Raw genomic sequence first — 18,632 nt, 5'->3', positions numbered from 1 at the left:
TCGATTGGCCGATCGGGGCAGGAGAACAGGGACGCCTGGGACCGGAGCCTTCATCCCCGTGCTGTTTCCAGGCCAACCGGGACCTGATTAAACCTGTTTTTCCTGCTGTCTACAACAAAAAAACCCCTGCCTTGCGGCAGGGGTTTTTTATTCAACCCGGTATGTGACTCAATCAGGCCTTGGCCGTCCGAACCCAGCTGGCCTGGGGCCCCTTGTCTCCACTGGTGATGGCCAGCATCACGGCATCACCTTCGCTGAGCTGGTTCATGGAAACATCGCGCAGCACATTTTCATGGAAAAACACCTCATCGTCATCCGGGGTAGTGATAAAACCATAGGCATCGTCTGGAAAGAGTTTTTTTATGGTCCCCGGCACATTGCCGGCCACAATAGCCTCAGACACCTTGACATTTTTGTGGTTCTGTTTCTTGCGGACGATCTCCTTGAGCCTGAGTCCAAGAACATCAAAGGCTTCCACCAGAATCGGACGCACCTTCTCACCCCAGCGCTTGACCACTACAGTGTCATTGGGCACAGAAGCGACCAGCCGGACTTCATAACCACCTTCCTTATAGCCGGGGGTGGCTTCGATGGTCACTCGAAGATGAAGCACGAAGTTGGCATAATGACGAACAAGCTTTGCCTTCTCCTCTTCGATCTTTTCCAGCCATCCTTTCCGCATGTCGAGATTTCTGGCCTCAACTTTCAGTTCCATACAGATCCTCCACTGTTATCAAGCGTCAGTGGCACCATGCCACTGCCTTAACGCGAAAAAATCATGAATCGCCGCTACGGACCCTGTATTTCCGCTCGCTGTCTTTCCTGAAGAAAGAAATCTGCCGGCAGGCAGTACACAATCTGCATATCTTTTCGAACCGGCAGAAGGCCCGGATACGGGCAGAGAAGAGGTGAAAGGAGAAAGAAATAAGGGCATCATCAAAAGAATATCCATTGACCATGCTTTAATTATAGTCATGGCCTGCGGATGAAATCAAGGTCTGCATGACATTTTCTTGACGACCGTGGATCAATCCGGGTACTCTCCGGCCATGCATACAAAAAAGACAGCCGTCCTGCTGCTCAACCTCGGTGGACCGGAAAAGCAGGAGGATGTGGAACCCTTTCTGTACAACCTGTTTTCCGACCGTCAGATCATCCGTCTTGGTCCCTGGTTCCTGCAGAAATTCATCGCCCGCAGGATCGCCCGCAAGAGGGCTCCCAGCTCCAGGGAAAATTATCGGAAAATCGGCGGCGGCTCTCCTATTCTTGCCATCACGAAGCAGCAGGCCAGTGCCCTGGAAGAAGCCCTGAAGGACAGTGGCGACTACCTGGTGCGAATCTGCATGCGATACTGGCACCCTTTTGCCGACGAGGTCCTGCCGGAACTGGCCCGGGACGGTGTCGGCAGGATCATCGCACTCCCTCTCTATCCCCAGTATTCGGTGGCCACCACCGGCTCCTCCCTCACCGACCTGCACCGGACAGCCGATAGACTGGACCTGGCCTTCCCCATCCAGGAGATCCGTTCCTGGCCGGACCAGCCGCAATATATCAACTGCCTGGCAGGCCGGGTTCGAGAGGGGCTCGGCAGATTCAAAAGCACACCCGAGGTGGTGTACAGCGCCCACAGCCTGCCGCAGAAATTTATCGACGAAGGCGATCCCTATGTCGATGACCTCCACAAAACCATTTTCGCTCTGGAAAAAATCACCGGCATCCAGGGCCATCTCTGCTACCAGAGCCGCAGCGGGCCGGTTGAGTGGCTTGAGCCATCCACCCCCGACATGCTCCGCCGACTTGCCTCCTCGGGCTGCAGAAACATCCTCATGGTGCCGATATCCTTTGTTTCAGATCATGTGGAGACCCTGTACGAGATCGACATGCTCTACCGGGAGATGGCAGCAGAACTGGGCATGGAGCTGCGCTCCACCAGCGCCCTGAACGACGACCCGGAATTCATTGAAGCGCTGCGGAATCTGGTGCTCAGCCAGCCCACTGCTCCCACCGCCATGTGACCATCGCCGGAAAACACCATTGCTTGCCAGCCACTCGTGGCACCAGGTCCTCTCTCAGAACCACCAACCATCTCTGCATCTTATACACCCGCGGTCAACACTCACCTGGAAGCGGGAGCGAACTGTCAGGGGGCTGACTCTCCCTGTCAGGACACTCGACACTGCAAGAGCAGAGGTCACGAGATCCAATAAACAGAAAAGAGAGTTCTGTTTTTATTTTTCCTGGAATCGCCGCATCCGGATATTCATCAGGATGCCAAGACTGAACAGGCTGGTAACCAGGGAAGAGCCGCCGTAACTGAACATCGGCAGAGGAATCCCCACTACCGGGAGAAAGCCCATGATCATGAACAGGTTGATGACCGCCTGCCAGAAAATGAGCATCACCAGACCAAAGGCAAGGAGAACCCCGAACCTGTCCCGGGCGGTCATGGCGATATTAAGCCCCCAGAGCAGCATAAAAAAATAGCAGCTCAGGAAAAACAGACTGCCGGCAAAACCCCACTCCTCGGCCCAGACCGAAAAAGCAAAATCCGTATGCCGCTCCGGCAGAAAATGAAGATGTCCCTGGGTACCCTCCATGAAACCCTTGCCGAAAATCTGGCCGCTGCCCACCGCGATCTTGGACTGGGTGATCTGGTAGCCGTGGTTCATGGGGTCGGACTCGGGATTGAGAAAAGTTTCTATCCGACGGCGCTGGTAGGGTTTCAACAGGAAACGATAGATGATAATCCCGGCACAAATCCCGGTTCCGCTGAGAATTCCCACGGTTGTCCAGCGCAGCTTCACAAACAAGGTCATCGAGACAAAGATGATTCCCAGCATCAGCGCGGTTCCCAGGTCCGGCTGGATCATGATCAGAACAAAGGGCAACGCCGTAAGAAGGCCCGGGCGGATCAGATCCCGTATCCGGTAGCCATCCTGGTTTTCTGTTCGTGAGTAACAGGCGGCAAGCACTATCACCAGCACAAGCTTGGCCGGCTCCGAGGGCTGGAGATGAAAAAAACCCAGATTGATCCAGCGCTGGGTCCCGGCCACAGAGGAGACAAAAAAGTCGGTATAGAGCAGGAGCAACAGCACCACCCCATAGAAGACATAACCCAGCTTTTCCAGCTCTCTGTAGTCAAAACTGATCAGGATAGCAATCAGTCCCAGCCCGACTCCATAATACAGCAACTGTTTGTAGAAGGTGGACGACGGATCCGGCCCGCCGTTCCAGGTGGAGCTGTACAGGTTGGCCAGGGCCATGCCGGCGACCAGCAGCAGCATGACCAGCATAACCCAGTCGAAATGATGTATAAGACGACGATCGAAGCGCAACATGGGTAACAGGCTCAAGCCCTTAAGTTAAGATTACCGTTCAGCCATATCGGCTACAAGCCCGGTCGGCAGAACCACCATGCTGACCTTGTCCGGATCCTGCGACCGACCCCTGAAATATTTTTCCAGCACAGCCCGGGCCACCGGTGCAGCCGCCGAACCTCCGTGGAGACCATGTTCCACCAGGACAGTGACCGCGATTTCCGGATTTTCAGCCGGGGCAAAGCAGGTAAACCAGGCATGGTCACGGTACTTGTAGGGAATGTCTTCTTCCTTGAGATGCTGGTACTTCTTGAGGCGCACCACCTGGGCGGTTCCGGTTTTTCCGGCCACGGTGATATTTTCAAGTCTGGCCCGCCGGCCGGTGGCGTGCTTGCCGTTGACAGCCTCGACCAGGGCTTGACGGATGATACGCAGGTTACCACCTTGACCGGCGAACCGGGCTCGGACCCTGGGCTCGAACTGTTGCAGCACATTACCCTCCGGGTCCACAACCCGTTCGATCAGGGCGGGCTTGTACTGGGTCCCGCCGTTGGCCACAGTGGCGGTCATGACCGCGATCTGCAGCGGTGTGGCCAGGTCAAAACCCTGGCCTATGGCCACCGACAAAGTTTCCCCCTCCTGCCAGCTCTTACCTTTCTTCCTTTTTTTCCAGGCCGCGGTGGGAATGAGGCCCGGGCGTTCATGCTCAATCTCTACCCCGGTCTTTTTTCCCAGCCCCAGCCGGAAGGCATAAGAAGCCAGCCGGTCCACTCCGAGCCGCTGTCCCACCTGATAGAAGTAGACATCACACGACTCGGCCAGGGCCCGCTTGAGATTCGCCGCTCCGTGCCCGGCCCGTTTCCAGCACCGGAAGGTCCGGTTCCCCAACCGGTAATAACCAGGGCAGTAGATGATGGTATCCGGAGTAATCACCCCTTCGGCCAGTCCGGCAATGGCGGTGACGATCTTGTACGTGGAGGCAGGAGGATACTCTCCCTGGACCACTTTATTGAGCAGGGGTTTGTGTGGGTTTTCAAGCATCTCCCGCCAGTCCTTGTGGGAAATACCACCGATAAATTTGTCCAGGGCCAGGGCCGGGGAGCTGGCAGCAGCCAACAGCCGTCCAGAATTGACCTCGATGGCGACCACAGCTCCTGAATAATCCTGGCCCTCCATGATCTGCTCGGCCGTCTGCTGGAGATCCACATCCAGGGTCAGGTGAAGGTCATTACCGGGCAGCGGTTCAATACCCTTGAGATTCTTCTGTTCAAACCCCAGGGCATTGACCTCCATGTAATGGCGGCCTTTTTCTCCCCGCAGGTCCTTTTCCCGTATTTTCTCCAGCCCCATCTTGCCGATCAGGTCACCACCCCGGTAGACGCCTGGTTCGGACCGGGCCAGCTCCTTTTTGCTGATTTCTCCAAGGTAGCCGATAAGATGGGAGGCCAGATTGCCGTAATGATAGACCCTCAGAGGCACCACCTCGACCTTGATTCCGGGCAGCTCCAGGCGGTTGTTCTCAATATAGGCCACCTTTTCCCAGTTTATATCTTCTGCCAGCCGGATGGGGATATGGCCAGGTGCCGCTGCCATCCGTCGAACCCGCTTGAGCAGTTCCGAGGAGTCCACCTCAAGGATCCGCGAGACCTTTTTGAACAGCTCATCGTCGATAGTGTTGTCTTCCCGCAGCCATACCACGTTGAACGACGGCCGGTTGGTAACGATCTCCCGTCCCTTGCGGTCAAAGATATTGCCCCTGGGAGCGGCCACCTCCACATAGCGGACCCGGTTGCTGTCGGCCATCCGGGCATACTCCTCGCCTTTCTGGATCTGCAGATACCAGAGACGGGCAATGAGGATGGAAAAAAAGGTAACAAGCACAATCGAGGCGACCAGAGTTCGCTTGCGGAGAAAATCAAGCTCACCCTCGTCCCGGGGAGTAATCTTGCCAAGCGATGCATCACGCTTGCTGGCCGCCTGTTTCAGCGAATCTTCCCGCTTCCTGTTTTTCCTTGTTTTTCTGAGGTTTTTCATGACGGGGTTCAGCGGTACCGGTTAGCGGACCGGACCCGAAGCTTCTGCAACGGGTTCCCTCCCTTTTCAAGGCGCCCCTTGATAAACTCAAAGAAACGAAACAGAAGCAGGGCGAACAGGGCCACCAGGAAAGCCCGCAGGAACATGAACAGCCAGGACCAGGGAATCAGGGCATCGGGCTCAAAGAGATTGAGCATCAGGTAGACAATCCAGGAGACGAACAGATAGACCACGCCGATCAACGGAATACGATACAGGGAGTCCTTGACCGGCATATGCTCGGACATGAAACGAAGCAGGAAAAAACCGCCAATACAGATACCGGGATAGGTTCCGATAACCACCCCTGAAACCACATCAAGCATCCAGCACAGTGGCAGAAGAACGATCAACCCCCGAAGCAGATCCAACCGGTATGCAAGCCAGGCAACGAGGACAAAGTAGAGATCCGGGGCGGCCGGCCAGGTGGGACCGGGCATGAACACCGTGGTCTGCAGACCAACCAGCAGCAGCCCAATCGCTATATAGACGACTACACTCATGGCCGCTCGTCGACAAATGGAGTGTCCTTCTCAATAACCAGCAACTCTTCAAGGGTTGAAAAATCCACTGCCGGCCGGACCTCTATCTCCAGGAACATGCCCCGGCGGCGGCGGACGACCTTGGACACAACCCCCACCGGCAGACCAGGTGGAAAGAGGCCGCCATAGCCGGCGGTCACCACATGATCCCCCTCCTTAACATCCACGGTCTTCAGAATATAGTTAAGCTGGTACCTTAACGTGCCGGTTCCCTTGAGAATCCCCCGGACCCGCGATTCCTGGAGCAGGACGTCCAGGGCACTCGAAGGGGCAATGGCCAGCAGCACTTTGGAATAGTTCGGCGAGGTGGTGAAGATCTGCCCGACAATACCGTCTCCGGTCACCACCGGCATGCCCTTCATCACACCATCGGAGGTTCCACGGTCAATCACCACTGTCCGAAACCAGAGCGATGGATCCTTGCCGACAATGGTGGCCGCCACCATGGGCAGGTCGTGGCTCATCTTGAAGTCAAGCAGTTTCCGGAGCCGGGCATTGGTGGCCACAGCCTCCCGACTGCGATAGGCGGCCGCCCTGCATTCCCGCAACTCGGCCCACAACCGCTTGTTTTCTTCCCGGACCCCGATCAGGTCCACATAGCGGGACTTGAGATCACTGAAATAACCAGTGACCCCGGTCAGGTATTTCTGGGCCGGGCCGGTGGCCTCGGCCACCAGCTTGTGCAGCAGGCCGAAACGCTGGGGACCCAGGGTGGAGACAATAAGAATGAGGGCAAGCGTCAACAGCAGTCCACTGAGGACAACTATCCTGATTGCCCTGGAGCGACTGTTACGCTTCCTGCTCCCCTTTTTACGCATAGGGCCAGGCGTCTTAAATGATTACAAAAAGAAGCGGACAGGGCTGCTTCAAAATCTGAAGGGGCACCGGATCAGTCAATGGCAATTTCCTTTAGGATCTCAAGATTATCCAGAGCTTGACCAGACCCGAGAACCACCGACGAGAGCGGGTCGTCGGCGACAATGATGGGCATGCCGGTCTCATCTTTAAGCAATTTATCCAGATTCTTGAGCAGAGCGCCGCCGCCGGTCAGGACAATCCCCTGATCGACGATGTCCGCGGAAAGCTCGGGCGGGGTCACCTCCAGGGCCACCCGGACCGCATCAACGATCACCTCCACCTGCTCGGCAATGGCAGACTGGATTTCCTTGGAAGAGATGGTCAAGGTCTTGGGGACACCGGATACCAGGTCACGTCCCTTGATCTCCATGGTCTCATAGGGTTCTTCAGGCTGTACATTACCTATAGTGGTCTTGATCAGCTCGGCGGTACGCTCACCGATGGCGAGATTGTGCTTACGTTTTATATACTGAAGAATTGATTCATCCATCTTGTCGCCCGCCACCCGGACCGACTTGGCATAAACAATGCCGGCCAGGGATATCACCGCCACCTCTGTGGTACCGCCGCCGATATCAACAATCATATTGGCAGTGGGTTCGGTGATGGGAAGGTCCGCGCCAATGGCCGCGGCCATGGGTTCCTCGATGAGATACACTTCCCGGGCGCCGGCGGATTCGGCCGATTCCCGGACTGCACGTTTCTCCACCTGGGTGATGCCGGAGGGAACCGAAATGATGATCCGCGGATGGACCAGGGTCCGCCGGTTGTGCACCTTGTTGATAAAATAGCGCAGCATGGCCTCGGTGACCTCGAAATCAGCGATAACGCCGTCTTTCATTGGCCGGATAGCAGCGATATTACCCGGCGTCTTGCCAAGCATTTCCTTGGCCTCCTTGCCCACAGCCAGCACCTTGGAACCACGTATATCCTGGCGCACGGCCACCACCGATGGTTCACGCAGTACTATCCCCTTTCCCTTGACGTAGAGAACAGTATTTGCTGTGCCCAGATCTATGGCCAGATCGTTGGACATCCAGCCAAACAAAAAATTAAACGGAGAAAACATCCGAAATCACCTGTAAAGAGCCATATATGGTACGAGGCCTCCTGCCTAACCTGTACGCAGAAGTATGTTTGCCGGATTGCGGCCACAAAGGGAACCGACTACAAAAGATATATTTTGATGGAGTCGTAAAAAGTCCGATCTACGGCGTTGCAGCGGGTACGGTCAATGCTCGACTACCATATGTACGTCTCGGAGTTCCACTCCGTTTACTTACCTGTATATCGAACTTTCGCAGGTCTCGATTCGCTCGCTGTCTGGTAAAATATGTATTGTACCAACGGGGCTCGATGTTGGCAACAGATATACCCACCCCAACCGAAGAGAAAAGAAGTGAATAACACTTGACAGCCAGACTCGGATCATGGTAATTGAGTCGCTGTTTAACATATGGGGCTATAGCTCAGCTGGGAGAGCGCTTGAATGGCATTCAAGAGGTCAGCGGTTCGATCCCGCTTAGCTCCACCAAAAAAAGACAAAGGTTACGAGTTCATCTCGTAACCTTTTTTTATTGGCCCGTAACCGGGTCACATTTTGCCCTGATCCTGAACTCATCAACTCAACGAGAAAAAGAACCACCCCGTCATACCCGCCTCAAAAAAACCTGTCCCCTGTCGTTGAACGATACCCTGCTCTCCTGCGCTCAATCTGTTCAAAACCAGTGCCTGCGCGTACCGCCTGCAGGGATCAACAGAGCTTTTTTGAGGAGAATACAAACAAAATTCCGGGCGCAGCAGGGACCGGTTTCGATGAAAAATGACGGAAATAGTGGACACAGTTTCCAGATCCATTAAACTGTTTGAAGATGAAGAGTGGTTAACTTTTTGGAAAAATACGAAGGAGAAGTTCCTTGGGCAAAAAAAACATCAAACGGGACCTGCTCAAGCTTGCCGTTGCTCTGATCGCATTTGCCGCCCTGTGCTACGGTATTTATTATGTCAGTACAGGGGTAGACAGGGAGAACAAATACACCCATCCGATCACCCGGCCCGGTGCGAGCTGGTAGGAACTGATCAACCGGCCTGCAATCTTCACGCACTGAATGCCAGGCGGTCTTAATCCTCGGCCTTTTTCAGAGCATCGCCAATGGACAGTGCATAAGGATGATGTTTGCGCAGGAAAACGGGCATCCTGTTCCGCGCCTGTCGAGCCTGTTCCATGGTATCGTAGGTTCCATAAAAGACAAAGAGCACCGGCGGTGTGGTCTTCTTGCGTACAATATAGAGTTGATCCTTGATGGAGTAATAATCGTCCCCGGCAAGCATCTGCTCAAGATTTTCTTCTGCCCGCGCCGACGTCAACATCATCAGCTGAATGGTATACTTGTTGCGATAGGCACCTGCCACCCAGCCAGCAGTGGCTCCCAGACGTTCCCGGAACAAATCCTCTCCGCTGCGGCCTGCAACCGGCGCACCGGTCTTTTCTTCAGGTTGCTGCTTGCCAGCCGTTTCCGGCAAAAAAAGCTGCGCATTGTCCGTCCGTGGCCAAATCCCGGTGTCCATCTCGTCCTGATTTGTCCGGTCATTGCCCTGTCCACTGTTCCTGCCTGCTTCTCTGGCAACAAGTTCCTGCCCTGGCCCACCCTTTTTTTCTGAATCAACCACTTCAGGCGTGGCGATTTGTTTTTCACTGGCTGCTGAAGGTACACCAGGGGCTTCCGGTCCCATTGAAACCAGTGACGTATCATCGCCGCCGCGAGACAAAAATATAAGCAGAACCAGCACAAAAAGCGCTGCCCCTGCGGCCCATACAATTTTTCTGTCCTTGAAAACTTCCGGAGGCAGGGAAAGTGGAAGAAAAATTTTCTTCCTGTTCCTTTCGCTCTGTTTCTCTTTTACCGACCCACTGCGGCCATCTTTGACATGATCAAGTAACACGAGAAACGATTTTTCGTTGCAGGATGTCTGCAGCGCCTCTTCAGCGAGGATATTGGTCAGACGCAGGTTCCCTTTGGCAGCAGAAAATATCTTGTCGACTGCTCCTTCGGTAAAAATATCCTGTTGCACTTCATCGGGCAGCCCTGCTGCCTGCAGGCGAAATTTCAGATACTGTTCCGTCTCTTCCCGGGTGAGAGGCTCAAGAAAATATCTGTCATTTATATCAATACCCGAACAAACAACTGTAAGCTGCTCAAGGTTGATATCAAGCCCTGGCCGGCCGGCCAGCAAAATGGAGAGAACACCGCTCTCCTCAGCCTCACAGAGGACCTTGAGCAGGCGCTCAAGGGTGGCAAGAAAAAGTTTTTCCGCCTCATCGATAATAATAACAACCCGCTTACCTGCCCTGTTCCGACTCTCAAGCTGGACACGAAACTCCCGGATCAAATCGCGATCAGGATCTTCGGCCGGCACCATCCCCAGGTCATAACAGACAACCCGCATCAGATCGTCAAAAGAACCAACCGGATTGTCGAGATAAACCACATCAACCTTATCACCAATCCTCGTTGCCAGAATCTTACAGATCAGTGTTTTTCCGGACCCTTCACTGCCGACAAGCCTGGTCAGCAGCCTGCCGGATTCGATATCAGTCACCAGGGATTCCAGAATGGCGTCCCTGCCGGCGCCGGGGAAAAACACTTCTGGATCAGGCGGTTCCTGAAACGGAGACTTGTTCAGTTGAAAATGTTCAATATACATGACAACACGCACCTTACTCCAGCTTGCAGCTTTCTTTCTGGACGATCCGGCCCCGACTGCTGCCGGAACCTCACCTGCCGAACCAGGCAATTCTATGGGTAATTATCAATAAATTATCGTACTCTGTAAACAATTTTCCTCAGAGTTCTGTTTTTTACCAACCCTCCTGGACAGGGACTGTAAATTGAGATTTATTCCTCCACCGGTTTTCGTTCAGCCCTTTTCCGTGTACAATGGGTTTTGGGAATGTATCCTGAAAAAACCTCAGTTTATGACTGGAGACAGTAAATGAATGGCGCCCAACTACTTGTAAAATCCCTTGAAAACGAAGGGGTTACCCATATTTTCGGCATCCCAGGGGAGGAGAATCTCGCCTTTCTCGATGCCCTGCGTACATCCTCGATCAGACTGATCCTGACCCGACATGAACAGGCTGCCGGCTTCATGGCCGCAACCTGGGGCCGGCTCACCGGCCAGCCCGGAGTCTGCCTTGCAACCCTTGGCCCCGGGGCCACCAACTTTGTCACATCGGTCTCCTATGCCCTGCTGGGCGGCATGCCGGTCCTGTTTATTACCGGCCAGAAACCAATCAAAAAATCCAAACAGGGCCGGTTTCAGATCATCGACGTGGTAGGCATGATGGAACCTATCACCAAGATGACCAAACAGATCGTCGGAGCCGACTCCATTCCAGCCCTGGTCCGGGAGGCTTTTCGGGTGGCGGTGGAGGAAAAACCGGGTCCGGTCCACCTGGAGCTGCCCGAAGATATCGCCTCCGAACCTGCCGAGTCCGATGTCTTTCCTGTAACCAGGCCCCGACCGCCCCAGGCCGGTCCAGAGGCTCTGGCAGAAGTGGCGGACATTATCCAGCAGGCCAAAAATCCCCTGCTCCTGATTGCAGCCGCGGCCAACCGCCGCAAGACATGCAGAGCCCTTGAGGACTTCATAAATCGGACCGGGATCTATTTTTTCAGCACCCAGATGGGCAAGGGCGTGGTCAACGAATATCATCAGCGGTCCCTGGGCTGTGCGGCCCTCTCTGACCAGGATTATGTCCACTGTGCCATTGACCATGCCGATGTCATCATCAACATTGGCCACGACGTGGTGGAAAAACCACCTTTTTTCATGACCAGAAACGGCGTCCGGGTCATCCATCTCAATTACTTCAGCGCGGCCCTTGACCAGGTCTATTTTCCCCAGCACGAAATCATCGGAGACATATGCAACACCCTGACCGGACTGAGCGCGCTCATCCGCCCGGATTCACTGGGCGGGGACGGTTATTTCGAGCGTATTCGCCTGGCCATAGAAAAAAACGTCTATCAGGCACAGCCACCCTATCTTTTCCCCTATACCCCGCAGCGCCTGGTGGCTGAGATCCGGGCCATCATGCCCGAGGATTCCATTCTTTCCCTGGACAACGGCATGTACAAAATCTGGTTCGCGAGGAATTACCGGGCCACCTGCTCCTGCTCGGTCCTGCTCGACAATGCGCTGGCCACCATGGGGGCCGGATTGCCGGTGGCCATTGCAGCCAAGATGCTCAACCCGGACAGGAAGGTGGTAGCGGTCTGCGGAGACGGTGGCTTCATGATGAATTCCCAGGAAATGGAGACCGCGGTTCGGCTGGGACTCGACCTGACGGTTCTCCTCCTGCGCGACGACGGACTGGGTATGATCCGCTGGAAACAGGCGGGCATGGGCCTGACTGAATTTGGCCTTGACTTCGGCAATCCAGATTTTGTCCGTTACGCGGAAAGCTATGGAGCAAAAGGGCATCGGGTGACCGGGAAAGGGCAGCTCGGCACCCTGCTCAACCAGTGTCTCAATTCCCCTGGGATCCATCTTATCGACCTGCCGGTAGACTACCGGGAAAACCAAACCGTTCTCATAGAGGAACTGCGACAGAAAAGCTGCATCATATAAGACCACTCCCGGCAGGAGGCATGGGACTTCAGCCAGTTGACAACCATGGTCCCGGCAGGTATATTTCATTTAAAGGTTCTGCTCGACAACCGTCCCCCAGCCCAAGGAGAACAGGTATGCAACCGGACCAGGAGCGCCGCCGTCACCCTCGGTTTCTTGTGAAGGAGGGAACCCTTGCCATCAATGATCAAATTGTCGGTCCGGTCATCAACATCAGTCTGGGCGGCATGGCATTCGAGTATTACGATAACGACATGCAGGATGCCCAGGACATGGACATGGGCATCTTTTTCAGCGAAACCGGTTTTCTGCTTACTAACCTGACCGGCGAAACGGTCTACGAGGAAACGGTAGATTCCAGAGTCAGTTTTCTTCCTCTTGTCCGTAAACGAAGCTCCATCAAATTTGTCGACCTCACCCCAAACCAGCGCCAGAAACTGCTGCGTTTCATAGAAAACCACACCTGTGGACTGGCCTGAGACCTACGGCAACAGCGTCCTTCCTGCGCCAGGCCGACTTCTCCGGTTCCTGAACATCCTTCACCAGCGACCATGCCTGTCTTTCAATTGCCAAAGGAACCTCTCTTCCCGCCCCCTGACCTTGCCCAACCCGACGGCCTTCTGGCCGTCGGAGGCGATCTCTCTCCAACCCGCCTTCTGGCCGCCTATCGCGAAGGCATTTTCCCCTGGTATTCCGAAGGGGAACCGCTCCTTTGGTGGTCACCGGCCCCACGCCTGGTGCTTTTTCCGGAAAAATTCCATCTGCCCCGCCGCCTGGCCCGCACCATGCGCAGAAAAATCTTTCGGATTACAGCAGACACGGCTTTCCGGGATGTGATCAACTCCTGCGGTACCCTGAGGGAAAAATCCGGTGAGGGAACCTGGATAACCAGGGACATGATCGAGGCATACAGCCTCCTCCACGAACTGGGATACGCTCACTCCATCGAGTGCTGGCAGGACGATACCCTGGCGGGCGGGCTGTACGGAGTCTGTCTGGACCGGGTTTTCTTTGGCGAATCCATGTTCACCAGGATCCGCGACAGTTCCAAAGTTGCACTGGCAGCCCTGGTCGAGCACGCAATCGCCACCGGAATTGCCATGATTGACTGCCAGATGACCACAGATCACCTGCTCCGCTTCGGGGCCCGGGAAGTCTCCAGAGAAAAATTTCAGGACCTGCTTGACAGATATATTGACGGGTTGCGACCACAAAAAAAATGGCGCCTGCACTTGACCGACTAGGAGGAAAGTCGACTGCTACAGGCGCCCGCCAGGAAGGAGGAGGTTCGCTGGTATTACCTCTACCCTTGAAAAAGTTGGCAACACGTTCCCGAAATTCCAGAGCGCTCCAGCAACTGGCCGGCTCCTGTCTTTTCGAAATCGATCAAGGGGGGAAGAACACCTGTACCGGCGCTGACTTTTCAGGCCGTTACATATCCGAACTCACTCTTACTATAACTACCACATTGTGTCTGTCAAGCGAAAAAGACAACTTCCCTGGGCAGACAAGAACGAACCTTGTGATTTCAATATATTACTGTTCGAGATCGAACTCGTAAGGAAGGTTTGAGCGGTGGAAAAGCCTGATGATTTTCTTCAGGGACTGGAGATTGGCCACCCGAAAATTCACCTCCCAGGCCTGCTCGCCGCCAGGGGTGCCGCCCAGGGCAACAATATCGTCGATTTTCATCTCCTCCGGGGCCACGGAGAGGAGCATGAACAGCCTATGCCTGGTGGCGGCCAGGATAATGAGCTTCTGCTGTTTGCTCACCCTGGTTTCCCGCATTTTCCAGCGCACCTCTACTGCATCCTCGCGCTGGAACTTCAACTTCTGCAACCGGTGACAATCTTTGCCGTGGAGGGAAAGTCCCCGTTCGCTCAGCAAACCGATAACCCCCTTGTCCAGCGGTGACGGCTTGCAACAGGCCGAGGACTTGACCACCACCGGATCCACGGTGGACAGTTCGATCCTGTTAAACACGCCCGTGGGAAGCTGCAGGGTCTCGCGGCCGGCATATAACCCGTGGCGCATCTCGTAGATTAATTCCCGCAGCCGGACCCTCCCCTCGCCCACCTGAAGATAGAGATCCTCCATGGAGTCGATCCCGAAATAGACCAAAATATCCGCCATTCCCTTTTTTTTGACCACATCCAGAGGCAGGCCGTAGCGGCGCATCTCCTGCTCGAGCACCGAGCGACCGATCTCGCGGGAAACAGCCTGACGACGCTGGCGGAAGGCCTTGGCCAGTTCGGAACGGGCCCGGGGAGTCTGGCAGAGTTTCTGAATATCCGGGTCAAAGCGAACCGGAGCCTCCTGGCGGATGATCTTCACCACGTCCCCGTCTTTTAAGACCGTATCCGGTTCAACTCTGCGGTTACCGACAAGGGCGGCAAGACAGGTGTGGCCGATGGCGGTATGGACCCGAAAGGCAAAATCAAGCACTATGGAATTCACCGGCAAACAGATGAGGTCACCCTGGGGAGTATAGGTGTAAATCTCCTTGCGGCCGCTGGCCGCAATCATATCCCGGTAGGACACCGAGTCCTCGCTCCCGAGAATATCAAACATCTCCTTGATTTCTCGCACAAAACGACTGCGATCCCTACCACCTGCGGTCCAATCTCGAACCAGACCTCGCTGGGCCCGGCGGGCCATCTCCTCGGTCCGTATCTTGAAAAGAAATTTTCGGCCTTCGATGTTTGCCCGGGCATGGAGCCCCTGGTAACCGGAAGGTTTAGGGTTGGCAATGAAATCTCGGATGGTGCGGGGTATGGGAGGGTAGATGCTGTTGAGCGTTCCCAGGGCCTGGTAGCATTCTCCCCGGCTGGCAGCAACGATGAGAAACTCCTGGGGATTTTCAATCTCTTTTATCAGGATTCGGTGGCGTATATCGTAATAGCCCCACAGCCCCTTGGTTCTCAGAGTCACCGTGGCGTTGATCCCATCTCTGTCCAGGGCCTTTTGAACCTGATCACGGATAGTCAGGACCTTGGGATCATTACGCAGCTTGTTGATATGAAGCTGGAGCTTGTTGCCCTTTCGGGGAAACTTGTAAGCCAGGGCCAGATTGTAGAGCTCACGCTTGATGGCAAAGAGCCCGAGGATGGTGGCCAGTGGGGCGTAGATATCCAGGGTCTCGTCGGCTATCTTCTGGCGTTTGCGTCGGGGCATGGATGACAGGGTCCGCAGGTTGTGCAGCCGGTCGGCCAGCTTGACTACCATAACCTCCGGCTTGGCTGCTGCCCCGGAAAATATCTTGCGGTGAACCAGCTTCTTGAAGGTCTGCTTGTCGCCCGTATAATGGGTAACCTTGGTACACCCTTCGACGATGGCCTCCACATTGGCTCCGAACTTCCTGCGCAGTAACTCAGCGGTCACATACTCCACGTCTTCCATGGTATCATGGAGCAGAGCGGCGGCCAGGATCTCCGCGTTGCGGATATCGAGCTCCTCGGCCAGGATCTTGGCCACATGGCAGGGATGCATGATATAGGGGTCACCGGAGCGGCGCCATTGGTTTTCATGGGCCTGACAGGAAAAATCCAATGCCTCCCAGAACACACTGGTCTCTGGCCCGGTGCCGATAAAGGAGGCCATCTCCTGACGATATTTTTCGATATCAAACTTCCGATACTGCATACTCCGCCACACACCCGAATCGATAGAATAACCATCATGCACCATTCAGCCGGTTGCCACGGTTTTGCCCCGAAAAAATTCCTTCTGCATGATTTCTGCCAATGGTGTACAATAGACACGAACAGCACACCACGCAACCTGCACACTGTAGCAGAAGAGCGACGGTGAACAAAGAAAAAACAGGCCGGTTACCGGAAGATTCCCAATAGCCCCACTGCCTGTCAGCAAATAAAAAAGAATCAAGAGAAACAACATCCCTACATGCCAAGAAAAAGATCATCACGTCGTAAAACCACCCACACTTCCACCAAAATCAAACACTCCGGCAAAACAGCCTCCGGACAGATTCAGCTTGCGGATCAAATTCTGGCCTTTCTCAGCTCTCTGAAAAAGGGAGCTTCACTGGCCCATATCCTGTCTGACCTGGAATTGCCCCGCATGCAGCGACAAACTGTTCGCGACCTGCTCGACAGCCTGGTCCGCTCCGGCAAGCTGGAACAGCAGGGCAAAAAATTTCTTCTGGCCAGCGATGCAGGACTCCTCACCGCCACTCTGGACGTCAATGCCCGGGGATTTGGCTTTGCCACAGTGGAGGATACAACACCGCGAAAAAATGACATCTTCATTGCCCAGTCCCACATGAACGGTGCCAGCCACGGAGACACGGTTCTGGTCCGGATCATCGGCAAATCGCGGGGCCGCCTTGAGGGTCGGGTGGTCAAGGTGATCAAACGTGGTCTGACCAGAATCTGCGGGATCTACACCGCGGCCGGCAAAATGGGCCATGTGACCCCGGACAATGAGAAGTTGCCTTTCACGGTCACCGTCCGGCGCTCCAAGACACACGGCGCCCGAGATGGAGAGGCCGTGCTCCTGCAAATCATCGATTACGGCACCGGCAGTCACCCTCCCGAGGGCAAGGTCCTCAAGGTGCTGGGCGATCCGCTTTCTGTCCCTGTACAGATCCGGATGGCCATCGAACAATTCGAGCTGGACCGCATGTTTCCCCAGGAAGTGCTGGAAGCTGCAGAAGCTCTCGAACCCCTGACCACCTGTGACGAAGATCGGGCCGACCTGCGTCATATTCAGCATGTCACCATTGATGGCGAAACAGCCAGGGATTTCGACGATGCCATTGCGGTAGAGGAGACAACCAGTGGATACCGGCTCTATGTTTCCATTGCCGATGTCAGCTATTATGTCACCCCGGGTTCGATAATCGATAAAGAGGCCTATAAGCGGGGCACCAGTGTCTATCTGCCCAACCTTGTCCTGCCCATGCTCCCGGAACGACTTTCCAACGATCTCTGCAGCCTGGTTCCTGAGCAGGACCGACCCGCCTTCACCGCTATTCTCGACTTTGACCGGGAAGGGAACCGGATCGGAGAAAAATATACAAAATCCATGATCCGCTCCCACCAGCGGTTCACCTATAACACGGTAAATGCCATCCTGTACCTGCGGGACAACCAGGTGCGCAACCGGTACCGTCACCTGCTGCCCATGCTGGACAATGCCAGACGGCTGGCCACCCTGCTCTTTGATCGCCGCAGGCGCAGGGGCAGCCTCGGCTTCAACATCCCGGAACCCTTTGTTCAGCTCGACGGCGACAAGATCATCTCCATCACCCGGGCCGAACGGAACCAGGCCCACCAGCTGATCGAGGAGTACATGCTGGCCGCCAACGAGGCCGTGGCCCAGACCATGGCCGAGGCCGGAGAGCCGGTCCTCTACCGGGTACACGAATACCCGGATCCGGCCAAGGTGGAGCAATTCACCGAGGCGGCCCAGTCCCTGGGCCTGGAGCTGCCGAAGACCTCCAACGAACCGGCGTGGTTCGCCCGGATCCTGGACGAGGCCCACAAATCACCGGCCGAGTATGTCATCAACAATCTCCTCCTGCGTACCATGCAGCAGGCCCGCTATTCACCGGAAAACCTGGGCCATTTCGGACTGGCAGCAGAGTATTATCTCCACTTCACCTCGCCCATCCGCCGCTATCCCGACCTGGTCGCCCATCGGGCCCTGCAGCACCTCCTGACCAGGAAAAAGGGGGGAAGGAAAAAACCGCCTGTTCCCAAGGGCACCACCCTGGCCGATGCGGCCCTGTATCTCTCGAAACGGGAGCGGATCGCGATAACTATCGAACGCAACGTCCAGTCTCGACTCAATGCCCTCTTCCTCAAAGACCGGGTTGGCGAGACCTTTGATGCCATTATTTCCGGGGTCACCCCCTTTGGCCTGTTCGTGGAGCTGCTGGAATATTTCATCAGCGGCGCGGTCCCGGTCCAGGAAATGCAAAACGATTATTACATCCATGACAGCCGGGCCAACCGGCTGATCGGCGAACGCACCGGTATCACCTACCAACTGGGAGACCTGCTCCGGGTTCGGCTCGATCGTGTGGATATACTGGCCAAACGTCTCACCTTTTCCATCTCTGCCGACACCGCCGACAGACAGGCGGGCTGACCCGATCCCCAGCCACCAGCAGAGGAACTGCATGACCAAAAAGAAAGCCCGGCCGGGAAAACCGGTTATCGTCATCCGGAATCTCAGCTTTTCC

At 55.3% G+C, this 18,632-nt stretch carries 14 protein-coding genes and 1 tRNA gene; 7 read left to right on the top strand and 8 right to left on the bottom strand.

Features of this window, described 5'->3' with window-relative positions; translation table 11 throughout:
- Positions 1-172 precede the first annotated feature (172 nt).
- Positions 173-715, bottom strand: coding sequence for a cold-shock protein (locus ACXJJY_RS11205; RefSeq protein WP_456387785.1), 543 nt, complete (start codon positions 713-715; stop codon positions 173-175).
- Between the two features lie 334 nt (positions 716-1,049).
- On the opposite strand from ACXJJY_RS11205, the gene hemH reads away from it, so the two are divergent.
- Positions 1,050-2,015, top strand: a complete 966-nt coding sequence (gene hemH, locus ACXJJY_RS11200; RefSeq protein WP_456387783.1) for a ferrochelatase — start codon at positions 1,050-1,052, stop codon at positions 2,013-2,015.
- Positions 2,016-2,228: 213 nt separating this feature from the next.
- Here the strand turns inward: hemH and rodA are convergent, their stop codons facing one another.
- The 5 genes from rodA to ACXJJY_RS11175 form a co-directional block, all read right to left on the bottom strand.
- On the bottom strand, positions 2,229-3,338 hold the full coding sequence (rodA, locus tag ACXJJY_RS11195; protein WP_456387781.1) for a rod shape-determining protein RodA: 1,110 nt from the start codon (positions 3,336-3,338) through the stop codon (positions 2,229-2,231).
- A gap of 30 nt (positions 3,339-3,368) precedes the next feature.
- On the bottom strand, positions 3,369-5,351 hold the full coding sequence (gene mrdA / locus ACXJJY_RS11190; protein WP_456387779.1) for a penicillin-binding protein 2: 1,983 nt from the start codon (positions 5,349-5,351) through the stop codon (positions 3,369-3,371).
- Positions 5,352-5,359: 8 nt separating this feature from the next.
- Positions 5,360-5,893 carry a hypothetical protein gene (locus ACXJJY_RS11185; protein WP_456387777.1) on the bottom strand — a complete coding sequence of 178 codons (534 nt, stop codon included), beginning with the start codon at positions 5,891-5,893 and terminating at the stop codon, positions 5,360-5,362.
- Positions 5,890-6,750 (bottom strand): rod shape-determining protein MreC, encoded by an 861-nt coding sequence (mreC, locus tag ACXJJY_RS11180; RefSeq protein ID WP_456387775.1) that lies wholly within the window; start codon positions 6,748-6,750, stop codon positions 5,890-5,892. Before mreC ends, ACXJJY_RS11185 begins: the two co-directional genes overlap by 4 nt.
- A 71-nt stretch (positions 6,751-6,821) precedes the next feature.
- Positions 6,822-7,859, bottom strand: coding sequence for a rod shape-determining protein (locus ACXJJY_RS11175; protein ID WP_456387773.1), 1,038 nt, complete (start codon positions 7,857-7,859; stop codon positions 6,822-6,824).
- Between the two features lie 389 nt (positions 7,860-8,248).
- On the opposite strand from ACXJJY_RS11175, the gene ACXJJY_RS11170 reads away from it, so the two are divergent.
- Positions 8,249-8,324: transfer RNA gene (locus ACXJJY_RS11170), tRNA-Ala, on the top strand.
- 382 nt (positions 8,325-8,706) lie between these two features.
- Positions 8,707-8,862 carry a hypothetical protein gene (locus ACXJJY_RS11165; RefSeq protein ID WP_456387771.1) on the top strand — a complete coding sequence of 52 codons (156 nt, stop codon included), beginning with the start codon at positions 8,707-8,709 and terminating at the stop codon, positions 8,860-8,862.
- A 49-nt stretch (positions 8,863-8,911) separates the two neighbouring features.
- Here the strand turns inward: ACXJJY_RS11165 and ACXJJY_RS11160 are convergent, their stop codons facing one another.
- Complete coding sequence (locus ACXJJY_RS11160) at positions 8,912-10,495, bottom strand: AAA family ATPase (protein WP_456387769.1); 1,584 nt, start codon at positions 10,493-10,495, stop codon at positions 8,912-8,914.
- A gap of 288 nt (positions 10,496-10,783) precedes the next feature.
- On the opposite strand from ACXJJY_RS11160, the gene ACXJJY_RS11155 reads away from it, so the two are divergent.
- The 3 genes from ACXJJY_RS11155 to aat all read left to right on the top strand — a co-directional run bounded on the left by ACXJJY_RS11155 (position 10,784) and on the right by aat (position 13,668).
- The gene (locus ACXJJY_RS11155) at positions 10,784-12,424 is read left to right on the top strand and encodes an acetolactate synthase large subunit (protein WP_456387767.1); all 1,641 of its coding nucleotides are present in this window, start codon (positions 10,784-10,786) and stop codon (positions 12,422-12,424) included.
- A 116-nt stretch (positions 12,425-12,540) separates the two neighbouring features.
- Entirely contained in the window at positions 12,541-12,903 is a 363-nt protein-coding gene (locus ACXJJY_RS11150; protein ID WP_456387765.1) for a PilZ domain-containing protein, read from the top strand.
- A 72-nt stretch (positions 12,904-12,975) separates the two neighbouring features.
- On the top strand, positions 12,976-13,668 hold the full coding sequence (gene aat / locus ACXJJY_RS11145) for a leucyl/phenylalanyl-tRNA--protein transferase (protein ID WP_456387763.1): 693 nt from the start codon (positions 12,976-12,978) through the stop codon (positions 13,666-13,668).
- A 292-nt stretch (positions 13,669-13,960) separates the two neighbouring features.
- On the opposite strand, the gene ACXJJY_RS11140 is transcribed toward aat, so the two are convergent.
- Positions 13,961-16,066 (bottom strand): RelA/SpoT family protein, encoded by a 2,106-nt coding sequence (locus ACXJJY_RS11140; protein WP_456387761.1) that lies wholly within the window; start codon positions 16,064-16,066, stop codon positions 13,961-13,963.
- A gap of 261 nt (positions 16,067-16,327) precedes the next feature.
- Between ACXJJY_RS11140 and rnr the strand changes: the two genes are divergently transcribed.
- Positions 16,328-18,538 carry a ribonuclease R gene (gene rnr, locus ACXJJY_RS11135; RefSeq protein ID WP_456387759.1) on the top strand — a complete coding sequence of 737 codons (2,211 nt, stop codon included), beginning with the start codon at positions 16,328-16,330 and terminating at the stop codon, positions 18,536-18,538.
- The last annotated feature ends 94 nt before the right edge of the window (positions 18,539-18,632 follow it).

It is taken from the genome of Desulfolithobacter sp. (genome assembly GCF_054025815.1).
The sequence above is the reverse complement of the archived record's forward strand: the minus strand, read 5'-3'. Positions and strand labels throughout refer to the sequence as shown.